Origin of the sequence: Streptomyces sp. NPDC049040, from assembly GCF_043197715.1 — a bacterium.
Taxonomy (GTDB): domain Bacteria; phylum Actinomycetota; class Actinomycetes; order Streptomycetales; family Streptomycetaceae; genus Actinacidiphila.
This window is the reverse complement of record NZ_JBICTO010000011.1, coordinates 172,503-187,546: the sequence shown is the minus strand read 5'-3', so window position 1 is coordinate 187,546 and position 15,044 is coordinate 172,503. Positions and strand designations below refer to the sequence as shown.

Here is a 15,044-nt window from a genome sequence, read left to right as displayed (position 1 = left end):
CTGGTCGGGGCCGCCGCCGCGCCGGACTCCGCCCCCGCGCCGCGGGGCCGCCGGAGCCCGCAGGAAAAGGCTCACGCCCCGCGGCAGAGGCGGTGCCGGGCGCTGGGGCCGAGGAGGGGGTCCCAGGTGGTCGTGTCGGTGAGCCAGGTCAGCAGAAGGCGGGCGAAGTCGGGGGTGGCGGCGGCGAGGTCGACGATGCGGCGGTCGAAGCGGGCGGCGCCCTCGGGGGTGCGGCCCAGGAGCAGGCCGAGGCGGCGGACCAGGTCGTGGGTCAGGGGCGGCGGGCGGCGGCCGGCGCCGTCGGCCGCCGCGGTGAGCAGGGCGTCCAGCACGTCGGGGTCGGATTCGGTCTCCAGCGCCGCGTCCAGCAGTTCCTGGCGCAGCGGCCGCGACAGATGGCTCCCGGGGGCGGCCAGCACCGCGGCGATGGCGGCGCGGACCTGCGGCGGGTGGTCGCGCAGGAGCGCTGCGGTGAGCGGCAGCACGACGGCCCGCGCCGCCGGGCCCTGTTCGAGTCTCAGATCGAGGAAGCGGGCGACGCCGGCGGCGCCGGCCGGGTGGTGCCGCAGGTGTTCCTCGACCAGTGCGGCGGTCCTGCGGGCGAGTGCGGGGGTGGTGACTCCGGCCATTTCCGCGAGCAGGTCGCCGTGGTCCGCCCCGGGGTCCGCGCACCGCAGCCGGGCCTGGAAGGCGGCCAGTACCGGTTCCGGATGCGTGCCGAGGGCGGCTGCCAGAGCCCCCGGCGGCAGCCGGGCGTCGCCGGCGGCGAACCGGTCGAGTGCGGCGGGCAGATGGCGGCCGCGGGTGGCGGGGTCGCGGACGAGCATGCCGAGGGCCGCGCCGTGCAGCGAGCAGTCGCCGGGGCGGGCGAGCATCACCAGGGCGGCGTAGCGGAGCAGTTCGCGGTCGGCGTCGGTGCGGGCGAAGAGCGCGGCGCGCGGGCCGTACGCGGCTGCCGCGACATGGCGCGCCGGGCGCGGGTCGTGCGCCCAGCGGTCGACGGCACGGCACACCGCCGAGGGTTCGTCCTCCGCCAGCGCGGCGAGCAGCTCGTCGGCGCTCGGGTGCGCCGCCGCGACCAGGGCCTCGGTCAGGTCGTCGACGGCGAGCCCGCGGTGGGTGTGCAGCAGGGCCTGCGCGGCCGAGGCGACGGTCAGCCGCGGCCCGGCGGGGCCCGGCGGGGCCTGGAGCGGCCGGTCGTCGTCGAACCAGCCGCACACCGCGGGCAGTGCCTCGGCGGGGAATTCGCACAGCAGGTCGGCGGCGGCGGCGAGGAAGCGCCCGGCGGAGTCCTGCCCGCCTGGCGGGCCGTCGGCGGGCAGCAGCAGCCGCAGCAGTTCGAGGCGCTCGGCGACCGGCAGCCGCACCCGGCGCCAGAACCACGGTCCGAAGTCCCCGAGGCCTCCCATGCCCTCAGGCGTGAAGCCGCCGCGCTCCACGGCCCGCACCGCCGTCCTGGCCGCCAGGTCGCGCAGGACCCCGCGGCAGACGGTCGCGTCGGGCAGCCGCAGCAGTACCTCGCGCAGCAGGTGGGCCGCCCACCACAGGGCGTCGCCGCGCCGCTCGGCAGGGCCCGGCAGGGCGGGCCTGCCGGCGACGGAGACGGTGTCGGGCCAGCCCCCGTCGTCCGGGTCCCGCGGTTGCGCCACGGCGGCCGCGGCCGCCGGGTGTGCGGCTCTGCGGGTGCGTGGGTTGGGCACCGTGTCGGCGTCCAGGTCGGCCGGGGGCGGCGGTGCGGGGACCTTGCGCGGGGTGCAGCGGGTGGGCGGCGGCGTCCTGTGGTCGAGGGCCGCTGCCAGGTCCGCAAGCTGCTCGGCCAGGACTTCGGGCGGCGCCGCCAGCAGTGCCTGGACGACGGGCCCTGCGCGGTGCCGGGGCACCGGAAGCGACCGGGGGCCCGACGCCGGGGCGACAGGGGGCGCCTGCGGGACCGGTGGCGGCTGGCCCGCGCGGGCGGCGGGGCGGGACGGCAGGCGTACGGGGGCGTCCGCGGCGCCGGCGGCCGGGGCGGCGAACCAGCGGTGGACCAGGGCGTGCAGGGCCGTGCCCAGGTCGAGGTGGGCGGCCTGCAGCCAGTCGGCGGCCTCCTCGTGGGCGAAGCGGTAGCCCGCGCCGGCGGGGACGAGCAGGCCCTCGGTCAGCACCGCGGAGGCCCAGCCCGTGCGCCACGGGAAAAGCTCCTCGAAGGCCTCCCGGTCCAGTTCGCCCTGGCCGGGCCCGAGGCAGCGCCGGGCGGCCTCGTGCACCTGGCCCGCCACCCGCGCGGCCAGCCGGCGCACCCCGGTGCCGCGCACCGGCGGTTTCGCGGCGGCGGCCAGCCGGACGGCGATCCGCAGGCACACCAGGTCGAGGTGGGCGGAGAAGACCTCCGCCCGTGAGGGTGACCCGTCGGCGCCCTCGGGGACTGCCGCGCGCACCTCGGACAGCAGCCGCAGCGTGAGCGGGTGCGCCTCGTCCGCGCCCCCCAGCACGCCCTCGGGCACGCCGTACCGCTCGCGGGCGGCCGCGGCCTGTGCCGGCTCCAGGTCGCCCAGCCGCACGCACGGCGGCAGCGGGGGGCCGCCGTCCCGCGGGGAGTCGGCCGCGGGCCCGTAAAGCAGCCGGGCGGGCAGCAGCCGGCCCGCCTGGTCCCAGAATTCCGGCCGGCAGGCGATGACGAGCCGGGCGGCGCCCGCGCGCAGCCAGCTCGCGGTGCCGGCGGTCCAGTCGGGGAGGGCGTGCGCGAGCACCGGGGGCATCTCCTCCGGTGTGTCGAGCACGATCAGCAGCGGTCGCCCGGCGGCGCGGGCGAGGTCGGCGACGGCGTCGGGCGAGGCGTAGAGCGGCTCCGCTGTGGTGGCGGCGCCGACGATGCGGGCCGCGGTGCGCAGTGAGCGCTCCACCGCGTCCTTGATGCCGCCGTCGGCGGGGCGCAGTTCCGCGCCGCGCAGCCAGACGGTCGGCGCGGGGAGCGAACCGCGGGCCCGGCGGCCGGCGAGCCGGGCCAGCTCGGTGCTGCGGCCGGTGCCGGGCTCGCCGACCAGTGCGAGGACCAGCGGGGCGCTGTCGTCGCGCGGGGCGAGGAAGTCCCGCAGGGCGTCGGCGATGGCCGGGCGGACGACGGGTTCCCGCCACTCGGCGGGGCCTGCGGCGGTGCCGACCGAGGTCGCGGTGAGCTGGAGTGCGCCGGCGAGGTTCAGGTGCGGCCCGTAGCCGGGCACGGTGGCGGCATTGCGCGCCAGCAGGTCGGCGAGCGCGCGCGGGGTCTGCGCGGGTCGCAGCGGCAGTGCGAACCCGGCTGCCCGGTGGCCTGCGTGCAGCGCGGTCGCGACGACGCCGATGACCGCGCCGGTCGCCGCGTCGACCACGGGCGCGCCGGACACCTGCGGTGGGACGCGGCTCATGTCGGCGCCGTCCAAGGCGAGTTCCCAGACGTCGTCCAGCAGGTGGAAGCGGTCGGTCGCGGTGTAGGTGACCGTGGCGGTGCCCAGCACCGTGCCCTCGGTACGGTGCGGCAGCCGCACCCGGATGCGCCGCTCGGGATGTGCGGGGCCGCCGGGGGCGACGGGCAGCGGGGGCACGCTCAGCCCTTCGGTGGCCACCAGGGCGAGGCCCTGCTCGGGGAGTGCGGTGATGGCCGCCGCCTCGACCAGGCACAGCTGCCCGCCGGGTGCGTGCAGGACGAGGCGGGCGAGGCCGTCGACCGCCTCGTGGCTGGTCACCATCGTGCCGTCGCCGTCGGCGAGGAAGCCGGTGCCTCGGGGGCGGCCGGCCAGGTCGCAGATCCGGACGAAGGCGTCGTCCGGTCCGTCGCCCGCCGCGCCCCGTGCCGCAGCCGCCATTCGGGCACCTCCCCCACTGCCGCGCCCAATTCGTCCCGCTTCGACGGTAGTGGGGCGATGATCGCCGCGCCTAGATCACGAAGGGAGAGCGCCCCCTCGTACGCCCACCCTTCACTCCGAGCGCCCCGCCACCCGGGTGACAGTCGCCATGGGGTCTGTCCTGGCGGTTTGCCGATACGCGTGGCCGGCACGCGTGACCTGTACGCGTGGCCTGTCGCGCGCTTCCCGCGCCGCGGCAGGGAGGCCCGCCGACATCGGCGGCAGGTGATCCCAAGGAACGTTGCGGAAGGGCGCGGCACGGCCCGACGACCCGGCAGCCGAACCGCCACCGCGCGGCGGGACCCGCCGGGGGCGCGGGAGAGCGCGGCGAGCCGCACCGGCGCCGCGGGCCACCGCAAGGAGGCAACCCGCGGCAGCGCTCGGCCCCCGAGGCGCGGGCCACGCCGTGACGATGCCCCGCAAGGCCGTACCCAGGGCGGTGCGGCTACGCCGGGAAGCCGGCGACGATGCGGGCCTGGCCTGCGTTCGACTCGATCAGGGCGAGGAGCCGGCCGTCGGGCCCGAAGACGGCGTGCGGGCCGGGGACGAGCTCCGGGGTCCGGATGCGCACCCCGTGCCCCAGCAGCTCGGCCTGCTCGGCGTCGACGTCCCAGCGGGGGAAGGCCGCGGCCGCGGCGTCCGCGATGGGGAGGACCGCGAAGTCCTCGGCCAGCTGCTCCAGCGTGCGGGCGCCGTCCAGGTCGTAGGGCCCGACCCGGGTGCGGCGCAGGGCCGTGAGGTGGCCGCCGACGCCGAGCCCGGCGCCGAGGTCGCGGGCCAGCGCCCGGATGTAGGTGCCGGAGGAGCAGACGACCGTGACGTCGAGATCGAGGGTGTCCCCGTCCCCCGGCCGCACGTCCTGGACGGTGAAGGACGAGACCGTCACGGGGCGGGCCGCGAGCTCGAAGTCCTCGCCCTCGCGGACCCGCGTGTAGGACCGCACGCCGTCGACCTTGATCGCGCTGACCTTGGACGGCACCTGCTGGATGGGGCCGGTGAGCGCGGCGATCCCTGCGTCGACGGCCTCCCGCTCGAGCGCGGCGACGGCGCCGGCCGGCGCCGTCGCGGTGACGTCGCCCTCCGCGTCGTCGGTGACGGTGGTCTGGCCGAGCCGGATGGTGGCGGCGTACTCCTTCTCGGTCAGCGCGAGGTGGCCGAGCAGCCTGGTGGCCTTCTCCACGCCGATGATCAGCACGCCGGTCGCCATCGGGTCGAGCGTGCCCGCGTGGCCGACCCGCCGGGTGCCGGCCAGCCGGCGCATGCGGGAGACGACACCGTGCGAGGTGAGCCCGCCGGGCTTGTCGACGACGACGAGCCCGGAGGGGGTTGCGGTACCGGTCATGCGGGCGACGTACCGCCCTTGTCCTCGCCGGGCCCGCCGGCCTCGCCGGCCTCGTCATCGAGGGCGTCGTCGAGCTCGCCGTCCTCGTCCGCGGGCTTGCGGTAGGGGTCCGCGTCGCCCGCGTACTGCGCGTCGGTGGCGGTCTTGCGGACCTCCTCGTCGGCGGCGCGGGCCTTGGCCAGCAGGTCGTCGATGGTCCGGGCGTTGTCGGGCAGGGCGTCGGCGACGAAGGCCAGCGTGGGGGTGAAGCGCACCCCGGTCTGCCGGCCGACCTCGGAGCGGAGCACTCCCTTGGCGCTCTCCAGCGCCGCCGCCGAGGCGGCGCGCTCCTCGTCGTCGCCGTAGACCGTGTAGAAGACCGTCGCCTCCCGCAGATCGCCGGTGACCCGGGTGTCGGTGATCGTCACATAGCCCAGCCGGGGGTCCTTGATCCGCCGCTGGAGGGTCTCCGCGACCACGACCCGGATGCGGTCGGCCAGCTTGCGCGCCCGCGCGGTGTCGGTCATCGTCTTCTTCTCTCTGTGTCCTGGGTCGTTCGTCTCAGTCGTCGTCGCCGTGGATGCGCTGCCGAGCGGACAGCAGCTCCACTTCCGGACGGGCGATCATCCAGCGTTCGCACCGGTCGAGTACGTCCTTGAGGTGCCCGAGCTCTCCCGACACCACCGCGATTCCTATCTCGGCCCTGCGATAGAGGTCCTGGTCGCCGGTCTCCGCCACGCTGACCCCGAACTTCCGGTGCAGCTCGGCGACGATCGGACGGACCACGGACCGCTTCTCCTTCAGGGACCGTACGTCACCCAGGAGCAGGTCGAAGCACAATGTGCCTGCATACATGGGTACGACGTTACAGGCGACGGCCGGGGCCGATCGACGGGATTTCCCCGCCGACCGGCCCCGGCCCTGGCCTGCGCCCGGCCGTACGGGATCCCGTACGGCCGGCCTGCGGCGTCAGCCGCGCGGCTTCTCGCGCATCTCGTACGTCGCGATGACGTCGTCGATCTTGATGTCGTTGTAGTTGCCGAGGTTGATACCGCCCTCGTAACCTTCACGGATCTCGGTGACGTCGTCCTTGAAGCGGCGCAGCCCCTCGATGTTGAGGTTCTCCGCGATGACCTTGCCGTCGCGGAGCAGCCGTGCCTTGGTGTTGCGCTTGACCTCGCCGGAGCGGACCAGCACACCGGCGATGTTGCCGAGCTTGGAGGAGCGGAAGACCTCGCGGATCTCCGCGGTGCCCAGCTCGACCTCCTCGTACTCGGGCTTGAGCATGCCCTTGAGCGCCGCTTCGATCTCCTCGATGGCCTGGTAGATCACCGAGTAGTAGCGGACGTCCACGCCTTCGCGTTCGGCCATCTGCGCCGCGCGGCCGGCCGCGCGGACGTTGAAGCCGATCACGATGGCGTCGGAGCCGGTCGCCAGGTCGATGTCCGACTCGGTGACCGCACCCACGCCGCGGTGCAGGACGCGGATGTCGACCTCGTCGCCGACGTCGAGCTGGAGCAGCGAGGACTCGAGAGCCTCCACCGATCCGGACGCGTCGCCCTTGATGATGAGGTTGAGTTCCTGCACCAGACCGGCCTTGAGTGCCTCGTCCAGGTTCTCCAGGGAGAACCGCACGCCCTTGCGGGCGAAGCGGACGTTGCGCTCGCGGGCGGCGCGCTTCTCGGCGATCTGACGGGCCGTGCGGTCCTCGTCGACGACCAGGAAGTTGTCGCCTGCGCCGGGCACGTTGGTCAGACCGAGGACGAGCACCGGAGTCGACGGGGTCGCCTCCTCCACGTTCTCGCCCTTGTCGTCGAGCATGGCGCGGACGCGGCCGTACGCGTCGCCGACGACCATGGTGTCGCCGACCCGCAGGGTGCCGCGCTGGACCAGGACGGTCGCCACGGCGCCGCGCCCCTTGTCCAGGTGGGCCTCGATCGCGATGCCCTGTGCGTCCTGCTCCGGGTTGGCCCGCAGGTCGAGCGAGGCGTCCGCGGTGAGGATCACGGCCTCGAGCAGGCTGTCGATGTTCAGACCCTGCTTGGCGGAGATGTCGACGAACATGGTGTCGCCGCCGTACTCCTCGGCCACCAGCCCGAACTCGGTGAGCTGTCCGCGCACCTTGGTCGGGTCGGCGCCCTCGACGTCGATCTTGTTGACCGCGACCACGATCGGCACCTCGGCCGCCTTGGCGTGGTTCAGCGCCTCGATCGTCTGCGGCATCACACCGTCGTTCGCCGCGACCACCAGGATCGCGATGTCGGTGGACTTCGCACCACGGGCACGCATGGCGGTGAACGCCTCGTGACCGGGGGTGTCGATGAAGGTGATCGCGCGCTCTTCACCGTTGACGTCGGTGGCCACCTGGTAGGCACCGATGTGCTGGGTGATGCCGCCCGCCTCGCCCGCGACCACGTTGGTCTTGCGGATCGCGTCGAGCAGGCGGGTCTTGCCGTGGTCGACGTGACCCATGACGGTCACGACCGGCGGCCGGGAGACGAGCATCTCCTCGCCGCCCTCGTCCTCGCCGAACTCGATGGAGAACGACTCGAGCAGCTCGCGGTCCTCCTCCTCCGGGCTGACGATCTCCAGCACGTAGTTCATCTCGCCGGCCAGCAGCTCCAGGGTGGAGTCCGAGACCGACTGGGTGGCCGTCACCATCTCACCGAGGTTGAGCATCACCTGGACGAGCGACGCCGGGTTGGCGTTGATCTTCTCGGCGAAGTCGGTGAGCGAGGCACCGCGCGACAGGCGCACGGTCTGGCCGTTGCCGCGGGGCAGCAGCACGCCGCCCACGGACGGGGCCTGCATGGCCTCGTACTCCTGGCGCCTCTGACGCTTGCTCTTGCGGCCGCGCGCCGGACGTCCGCCCGGGCCACGCCCGAACGCGCCCTGCGTGCCGCCACGGCCGCCCGGACCACCGGGACGCCCGCCGAAGCCGCCGGGACGGGGGCCGAAGCCGCCGCCACCGCCGGGGGCGCCGCCACCGGGACGGGGACCGCCGAAGCCGCCGCCGCCACCACCGGGACGACCGCCGCCACCGGGACCCGCGGGACGGCCGGCGAAGCCGCCGCCGCCGCCGGGACGCCCGCCGGGGCCGCCACCGGGACGTCCGCCGGGACCGCCGGTGCGGCCGCCGGGGCCGCCACCCGGGCGACCGCCCGGGGAGGGGGCGGGACGCTGCGGCATCATGCCCGGGTTGGGACGGGGACCCGCGGACTGCGGACGGGGCATGCCGCCCGGCGAGGGACGGGCACCGCCCGCACCGCCGGGACCGCCCTGGCCGCCGCCGGGACGCGGGGCGCCACCGGGGCGCGGAGCGCCGCCGCCGGGACCCGCGGGACGCGGGGCACCGCCCTGGCCGCCGCCGGGACGCGGCGCGCCACCGGGGCGCGGCATGCCGGTGGAGCCGGACGTGAAGGGGTTGTTGCCGGGACGCGGGCCCGCGGGCCGTGCGCCGCCGGGCCGTGCGGCGCCACCCTGGCCGGGCGCGGGGCGCCCGCCCTGGCGGGGACCGCCGTCGCGCTGACCTGCGTCGCGCTGGCCGGAATCGCGCTGGCCTGCGTCGCGCTGACCTGCGTCGCGCTGGCCGCCGGCCGGAGCCGGGCGGGCGGGACGCGGGCCGGGGGTGGCGGAGCCGGGCCTGGACGGCTGGCTCGCCGGGGGTGCGGCGGGCGGCGCCTGGAACTCCGCGGCCGGCACGGGTGCGGCCGGGGCGGGCTTGGGCGCGGCCGGAGCCGGCTTGGGCGCGGCGGGACCCGGACGCGGGCCGGGCGCCGGCGTGGAGCCGGTGCTCGGCGCGGCGGGGGCCGCGGGGGTGACGGGGCCGCCGGCCGCCGGCTTGGGTGCCGGGGCAGCGGGACGGGCCGGCGCACCCGGGGTGGGGGCCGGCCTGGCGGGGACGCTCTTGCGGGGTGCCGCCGGCTTCGCAGCGGACTTGCCGGCGCTGCCACCGCCCGGTCCCTGGAATGCGTCGGTCAACTTGCGGACTACCGGCGCCTCGATCGTCGAGGACGCAGAACGGACGAACTCGCCGAGTTCTTGGAGCTTGGCCATGACGACCTTGCTCTCGACTCCCATCTCTTTGGCGAGTTCGTAGACCCGGACCTTAGCCACTTCGCTCCTTTTAGGTCCGGGGTGATCGTCCGCCGGACCGTCGCTACTTCATGGGCGTACTCATCGCGTACTCATCGAGTGCTCATCGCAATCTCGACCTACTTCCATCTCGCGAGGTACCTGATCGCACGGGGCTGGCCCGTGCCGTACTTCTTCTTGCCTTCTTACGGGGCTGCCTGCTGCTCGACAAACCGGCGTACTTCCGCGGTATCGGGCGTCACCTGGCCTCGGAAGGCCCGGCCGAACGCCCGGCGGCGGACCGCCAGGTCGAGGCAGGCAAGGGCGGGATGCAGATACGCACCCCGACCGGGCAGCGTACCGCGATGATCGGGAACGCACACATCCCCACTCATCACCACACGCAGCAGATCGCTCTTGGCCGCTCGCTGACGGCAGCCGACGCACGTACGCTCCGGGCATGCTGGCGACAGCGTCCGACCAGACACTCTTCAGTCTACCTCCCCGCGCGGACCTCACTCCTTCGAGTGTGCCGACGCACGGTTGTTCGTTTGATGTGAGCCGGGGATTCGGCCACACGTAGGTCAGGTTTCAGCCTTCCGGACGCGCCTGCACCGGTGACCTGGGGGCGTCCGGAGCCTGATCGGCGTCCTCGGTGTCGGGGCGGATGTCGATCCGCCACCCGGTGAGCCGGGCGGCGAGCCGGGCGTTCTGCCCCTCCTTGCCGATGGCCAGTGACAGCTGGTAGTCGGGCACCGTGACCCGCGCGGAGCGGGCGGCGGCGTCAACCACCTCGACCCGGGACACCCGGGCGGGGGACAGCGCGTTCGCCACCATCTCGGCCGGGTCGTCCGACCAGTCCACGATGTCGATCTTCTCGCCGTGCAACTCCGCCATCACCGCGCGCACCCTTGCGCCCATGGGGCCGATGCAGGCGCCCTTGGCGTTGAGCCCCGAGCGGGCCGACCTGACCGCGATCTTGGTGCGGTGACCGGCCTCGCGGGCGATCGCCTCGATGACGACGGAGCCGTCGGCGATCTCGGGCACTTCGAGCGCGAAGAGCTTCTTGACCAGGTTCGGATGGGTGCGCGACAGCGTCACGGAGGGGCCGCGCACACCCTTGGCGACCCGTACGACATACGTACGCAGCCGGATGCCGTGCTTGTACTCCTCGCCGGGCACCTGCTCCTGCACCGGCAGGATGGCCTCCAGCTTGCCGATGTCGACCAGCACGTTCTTGGGGTCCTTGCCCTGCTGGACGACACCGGTCACGATGTCGCCCTCGCGGCCGGCGTACTCCCCGAAGGTGATGTCGTCCTCCGCGTCCCGCAGCCGCTGGAGGATCACCTGCTTGGCGGTCGACGCGGCGATCCGCCCGAAGCCGGAGGGGGTGTCGTCGAACTCGCGCGGCTCGGCGCCCTCGGCGACCTCCTCGGGGTCCTCGGTCGCCCACACGGTCACGTGTCCGCTGGTGCGGTCGAGCTCCACCCTGGCCCGCCGGTGGCTGCCCGGCTCGCGGTGGTAGGCGATCAGCAGCGCCGACTCGATGGCCTCGACCAGCAGCTCGAACGAGATCTGCCGCTCCTGCACCAGGCCCCGCAGGGCCTTCATGTCGATGTCCACGGCTACGCCTCCTCTGTGGTCTCGTCGGTGTCGATGTCCTGGCTGTCGCCGTCGTCCGTGCCGCCGTCCGCGAGGTCGTCGTCGGGCTCGCCGGCCTTGCGGTTGAACTCGACCTCGACCCGGGCCTTCGCGATCTCCGCGAAGTCCGCGCGGGCGGGCTTGGGCTTGCGGCCCTTGACGCCCGGCACCTCCAGGTCGAGACCCGTCTCGTCCACCGCCATGATCCGTGCGATCAGCTCGCCGCGCTCCTCGAGCGTCAGCTTCACCAGCCGTCCGGCGTTGCGCCGGAAGTGCCGGGGTTCGGTCAGCGGCCGGTCGGTGCCGGGCGAGGTGACCTCCAGGAGGTACTCCGTCTCGCCCATCACGTCCGAGTCGTCCAGTGCCTGGGAGACCGAGCGGCTCAGTGCGGCCACGGCGTCCAGTTGCACCCCGTCCTCGGAGTCCACGACGACCAGCAGCTGGCGCCGCCGGCCCGACGCGGTCAGCGTGACGTCCTCCAGGTCGAGACCGGCCTCGCCGGCAAGCGGCTCAAGCAGCGCGCGCAGCCTCTCGCTCTGGGTGGTGCTCATCCGGGTGACTCCTCGGCCGCGTGTGCTGTTGTGATGGAAGGTCGCGTGTAAGGGCAAGGCTACCCGAGCCGGGGCAGCGCACCGCGCCACGCAGGCACCCGTACACTCCCCCCATGATCCCGGAGGCGGCCGCTCGACTGAGCAGGCGGAGTGTGGTGGCGGCAGCGGTCGTGACGGTCGGCGCCGGATGTGGCAAGGGTGCTGACGGACCGTCGGGCGACCGGGCGGACAAGGCGCCCGCGGTGCTTCCCGGGGTCGCGGAGCAGGCGCGGGCGGTTCGGGACAGCACGGAATTGATCGGGCGTTACGACGCCGCGGCCGCGGCCCACCCCTCGCTCGCCGCCCGGCTGCGGCCGCTGCGGGCGGAGATCGTCCGGCACATCCAGGCCTTCGGCGGAACGCTTCCCGCCACGCCCGCGCCGGCCGCGACGGCGCCCCCCGCGACCGCCGCGCGGGCCCTGTCCGGCCTCGCCGCCGCAGAACGCGCCCTGGCCGACCGCAGGGCCGCCGCCGTCCTGACCGTGCCGGGCGAGCTGGCCCGGCTGATGGCCTCGGTCGCGGCGGCCGGCGCCGGTCACGCGGCGCTGCTCGGCACCGTGTCAGGCGGCAAGCGAAAGAACGAGGGGACGGGCGGGGAATGAACGCGGTCATCGACGCGGTGCAGGCGGCGCTCGCCGCGGAGCACGCCGCGGTCTACGGCTACGGCGTCGTCGGGGGCCACCTGACGGGCAGCAGGCAGGCCGAGGCCCGGCAGGGCTACGACGCCCACCGGGCCCGCCGCGACGACCTGATGCGTACCGTCGCCGACCTCGGCGCCTCCCCTGTCACCACCGCGGCCGGCTACGAGCTGCCCTTCCCGGTCACCGACGCGGCGTCCGCGGTGCGGCTCGCGGTCCACGTCGAGGAGCGGGTGGCGGGCGCCTACGGCGACGTGGTGCGCGGCACCATCGGCGACCTGCGGCGGGACGCGACCGGTGCGATGCGGGACGCGGCGGTGCGAGCCGTGCGCTGGCGCGGCGGCAGCGTAGCCTTCCCGGGTCTGGCGGAACGCGGCTGAGCGTCGCTGCCGGGCGCAACGGGCCGCACGGAGGGCAGGGCACAGCGATGGGTTCAGCAGCGCACCACGGGCGGCCCGCCGCCGCGGACCTCCGGCCGCCGGAGCGGCTGGTCCGCACCGTCACCGCTTGGGAGGGCGAGGCGGGCCTGCGGTGGCTGGCGCGGCTGCCGGACCGGGTGGCGGACTGCCTCGGACGCTGGGGTCTGACCGTGGAGCGGGTCGTCGCCGCCGGCGGCCAGATCAGCATGATCGTGCTGGTCCGCGACGCGGAGGGCGAGCCCGCCGTGCTCAAGGTCGGCATGGTGAACCGCGAGACGGAGCAGGAGCACGCGGCCCTCGCGCACTGGTCGGGGCGTGGCGCGGCACGCCTGCTGCGCGCGGAGCCTGCCGAGGGCGCGATGCTGCTGGAGCGGTTGCGGGCGGACGTGTCGCTGCGCTCGCTCGCGGAGCCGAAAGCGATGCTGGAGGCCGAGGCGGTGCTCCAGCGGCTGTGGGTGCCGCCGGCCGAGGGGCACCCCTTCCGCTCGGTCGAGGGCGCGACCGCCGAGCTGGCCGCCCTGCTGCGGGAGCGGCGCGCGGAGCCCTACGCGGCGGACGCCGGCCCGGTGATCGACGAGGCGCTCGCGGCGCAGGCCGAACTGGCGGGCTCGGCGGGGTCGGTGGAGTGCGTGCTGCTGCACGGCGACTACCACCACGGCAATGTGCTGGCGGGCGAGCGGATGCCGTGGCTGGCGATCGACCCCAAACCGCTCGTCGGTGAGCGGGCCTACGACCTGGCGTGGCTGGCCAGGGACCGGCTCGCCACGCTGGCGGCGCAGCCCGGTTCGCGGGCCACCGCAAGGCGGCGGATCGCGAAGCTGGCCGAGGCGCTGGAGGTGGACGCCGGGCGGCTGCGCGGCTGGTCGGTCTTCCGCGCGGTGGAGGCGGGCGTCTGGTGCCTGTCGGTGGGCGCCAGGGAGGACGGCGAACTGCTGCTGGAGTTCGCGAGTTGGCTGTAGCCGGCGGCTGGGTCAGCGCAGCAGGGGCAGCGGGGCGCCCATCACCGCGTACGGGCGGGCGGCGCTGGGGAAGTGGACCGGGCGGGCCAGGTCGCGGTAGCCCAGGGCGTGGTAGAGCCGCCGGGCGGGGGTCTCGCCGTCGATCGCGGACAGGATGCTGCGCGGCTCGGTGGCGGTGTCGGTGATCCCGGTGATCAGCCGGCGCCCGATGCCGTGGCCCTGGAAGTCGGGCAGCACGTGCAGTTCGGTGATCACGAAGGAGTCGTCGAGCCAGTCGTCGTTGCCCTCTCGGCTCAGATACGGCTGCACGACGCTCGACCACCAGTGCGTACGGTCGTTGGGCAGCCCGTAGACGAACCCGACCAGCCGCCCCTCCGCCGTCCTGGCCTCGAGCGCCCGCGCCCCGCGGCCGGCCAGGTGGCGCAGCACGATCTGCCGGCGGATCGCCACTTCCTCGGGTCCGAGCCCGAAGGCGAGCGCCTGCACGGCGAGCGCCTCGTCGACGTGCGCGGCAAGATCGCCCGTCCCGACCACCACGTTCTCCATGAGCCGCGAGACTACTGCTTCTTCAACCTCTCCCGCCTCCGGGCGCCTTCCCTCCGGAGTCGGCGGTCGATCGTGCGCGGCCGCTCTCCCCCTGGGCTTCACCTGCGTCGTGTGGATCTCCGCGGCGTCGCGACGCCCGGCCGGCAGGCCCTAGAAGAGAACGCTCATGAAGGCGCCGACCTCGGTGAAGCCGACGCGCTGGTAGGCGGCGCGGGCCGGGGTGTTGAAGTCGTTGACGTAGAGGCTGACCACCGGGGCGACGTCGCGCAGGGCGTAGTGCAGGACGGCGGCCATGCCGGACTCGGACAGCCTGCGGCCGCGGTGGGAGGGGGCGACCCACACGCCCTGGATCTGGCAGGTGTGCCGGGTGACGGCGCCGATCTCCGCCTTGAAGACCACCTCGCCGTTCTCGATCCGGGCGAAGGCCCGCCCGGTGGAGACGAGTTCGGCGACCCGGGCCTGGTAGAGCAGGCCGCCGTCGCCGGCCAGCGGCGAGACGCCGACCTCCTCGGTGAACATCGCCACGCAGGCCGGCATGATCACCTCCATCTCGTCCTTGCGCACCCGGCGCACCCCGGGGTCGGGCGCGATGTCGGCGGGCAGCGACCTGGTGGTCATCAGCGGCTGGTGGCGGCGGATCTCGCGGGCCGGGCCCCAATGCGGTTCGAGCCGGGACCACAGGTCGGCGGTGGCGTCGGCCGGGCCGACGATGGACGAGCAGCGGCGCCCCGACCTGCGGGCGCGTTCTGCGAACGCGGCGACCGCCTCGGGGGTGGCGCAGATCGGGACCAGGTTGGCGCCGGCGTAGCACAGGGACGTGAGCCGGCCGGCCGCGTACCAGCCCCACATCTCTCCGCCGAGCCGCCACGGGTCGAGCCCTGCGACGTTGACGCGGGAGGTGACGAAAGCGTTGGCGACCGGGTCGCTGTGCAGGACGGCCAGCGCCGCGTCGAGGTCACCGGGTTCCAGGACGCGGGCAGTCGAGTGGGTCAGCAC

The 15,044-nt window shown here is 75.0% G+C and carries 13 protein-coding genes; 3 read left to right on the top strand and 10 right to left on the bottom strand.

Features of this window, described 5'->3' with window-relative positions:
* Nucleotides 1-71 precede the first annotated feature (71 nt).
* The 8 genes from ACGFMP_RS25930 to rimP form a co-directional block, all read right to left on the bottom strand.
* Complete coding sequence (locus ACGFMP_RS25930) at nucleotides 72-3,821, bottom strand: trypsin-like peptidase domain-containing protein (RefSeq protein ID WP_393675380.1); 3,750 nt, start codon at nucleotides 3,819-3,821, stop codon at nucleotides 72-74.
* 484 nt (nucleotides 3,822-4,305) lie between these two features.
* Nucleotides 4,306-5,202: a tRNA pseudouridine(55) synthase TruB gene (truB, locus tag ACGFMP_RS25925; protein WP_393675379.1), complete on the bottom strand. Its 897-nt coding sequence runs from the start codon at nucleotides 5,200-5,202 to the stop codon at nucleotides 4,306-4,308.
* The gene (rbfA, locus tag ACGFMP_RS25920; protein WP_393675378.1) at nucleotides 5,199-5,708 is read right to left on the bottom strand and encodes a 30S ribosome-binding factor RbfA; all 510 of its coding nucleotides are present in this window, start codon (nucleotides 5,706-5,708) and stop codon (nucleotides 5,199-5,201) included. Before rbfA ends, truB begins: the two co-directional genes overlap by 4 nt.
* A 34-nt stretch (nucleotides 5,709-5,742) precedes the next feature.
* Entirely contained in the window at nucleotides 5,743-6,036 is a 294-nt protein-coding gene (locus tag ACGFMP_RS25915; RefSeq protein WP_393675377.1) for a DUF503 domain-containing protein, read from the bottom strand.
* Between the two features lie 114 nt (nucleotides 6,037-6,150).
* Nucleotides 6,151-9,297 carry a translation initiation factor IF-2 gene (gene infB / locus ACGFMP_RS25910; RefSeq protein ID WP_393675376.1) on the bottom strand — a complete coding sequence of 1,049 codons (3,147 nt, stop codon included), beginning with the start codon at nucleotides 9,295-9,297 and terminating at the stop codon, nucleotides 6,151-6,153.
* Between the two features lie 164 nt (nucleotides 9,298-9,461).
* Complete coding sequence (locus ACGFMP_RS25905; RefSeq protein WP_393675375.1) at nucleotides 9,462-9,743, bottom strand: YlxR family protein; 282 nt, start codon at nucleotides 9,741-9,743, stop codon at nucleotides 9,462-9,464.
* 103 nt (nucleotides 9,744-9,846) lie between these two features.
* A complete protein-coding gene (nusA, locus tag ACGFMP_RS25900) occupies nucleotides 9,847-10,878 on the bottom strand; it encodes a transcription termination factor NusA (RefSeq protein ID WP_393675374.1) in 1,032 nt (343 codons plus the stop codon).
* Between the two features lie 2 nt (nucleotides 10,879-10,880).
* Complete coding sequence (rimP, locus tag ACGFMP_RS25895; RefSeq protein WP_393675373.1) at nucleotides 10,881-11,447, bottom strand: ribosome maturation factor RimP; 567 nt, start codon at nucleotides 11,445-11,447, stop codon at nucleotides 10,881-10,883.
* 113 nt (nucleotides 11,448-11,560) lie between these two features.
* Here rimP and ACGFMP_RS25890 point away from each other — a divergent pair, with 113 nt between their 5' ends.
* Genes ACGFMP_RS25890 through ACGFMP_RS25880 form a run of 3 tightly spaced genes read left to right on the top strand, consistent with a single transcriptional unit; the run spans nucleotide 11,561 to nucleotide 13,502 of the window.
* Nucleotides 11,561-12,088 carry a hypothetical protein gene (locus ACGFMP_RS25890; protein ID WP_393675372.1) on the top strand — a complete coding sequence of 176 codons (528 nt, stop codon included), beginning with the start codon at nucleotides 11,561-11,563 and terminating at the stop codon, nucleotides 12,086-12,088.
* Nucleotides 12,085-12,504, top strand: a complete 420-nt coding sequence (locus ACGFMP_RS25885; protein WP_393675371.1) for a ferritin-like domain-containing protein — start codon at nucleotides 12,085-12,087, stop codon at nucleotides 12,502-12,504. Before ACGFMP_RS25890 ends, ACGFMP_RS25885 begins: the two co-directional genes overlap by 4 nt.
* Nucleotides 12,505-12,551: 47 nt before the next feature.
* Nucleotides 12,552-13,502, top strand: coding sequence for an aminoglycoside phosphotransferase family protein (locus ACGFMP_RS25880; protein WP_393675370.1), 951 nt, complete (start codon nucleotides 12,552-12,554; stop codon nucleotides 13,500-13,502).
* 12 nt (nucleotides 13,503-13,514) lie between these two features.
* On the opposite strand, the gene ACGFMP_RS25875 is transcribed toward ACGFMP_RS25880, so the two are convergent.
* Nucleotides 13,515-14,048, bottom strand: coding sequence for a GNAT family N-acetyltransferase (locus ACGFMP_RS25875; protein ID WP_393675369.1), 534 nt, complete (start codon nucleotides 14,046-14,048; stop codon nucleotides 13,515-13,517).
* Between the two features lie 150 nt (nucleotides 14,049-14,198).
* Nucleotides 14,199-15,044: a GNAT family N-acetyltransferase gene (locus tag ACGFMP_RS25870; RefSeq protein ID WP_393675368.1), complete on the bottom strand. Its 846-nt coding sequence runs from the start codon at nucleotides 15,042-15,044 to the stop codon at nucleotides 14,199-14,201.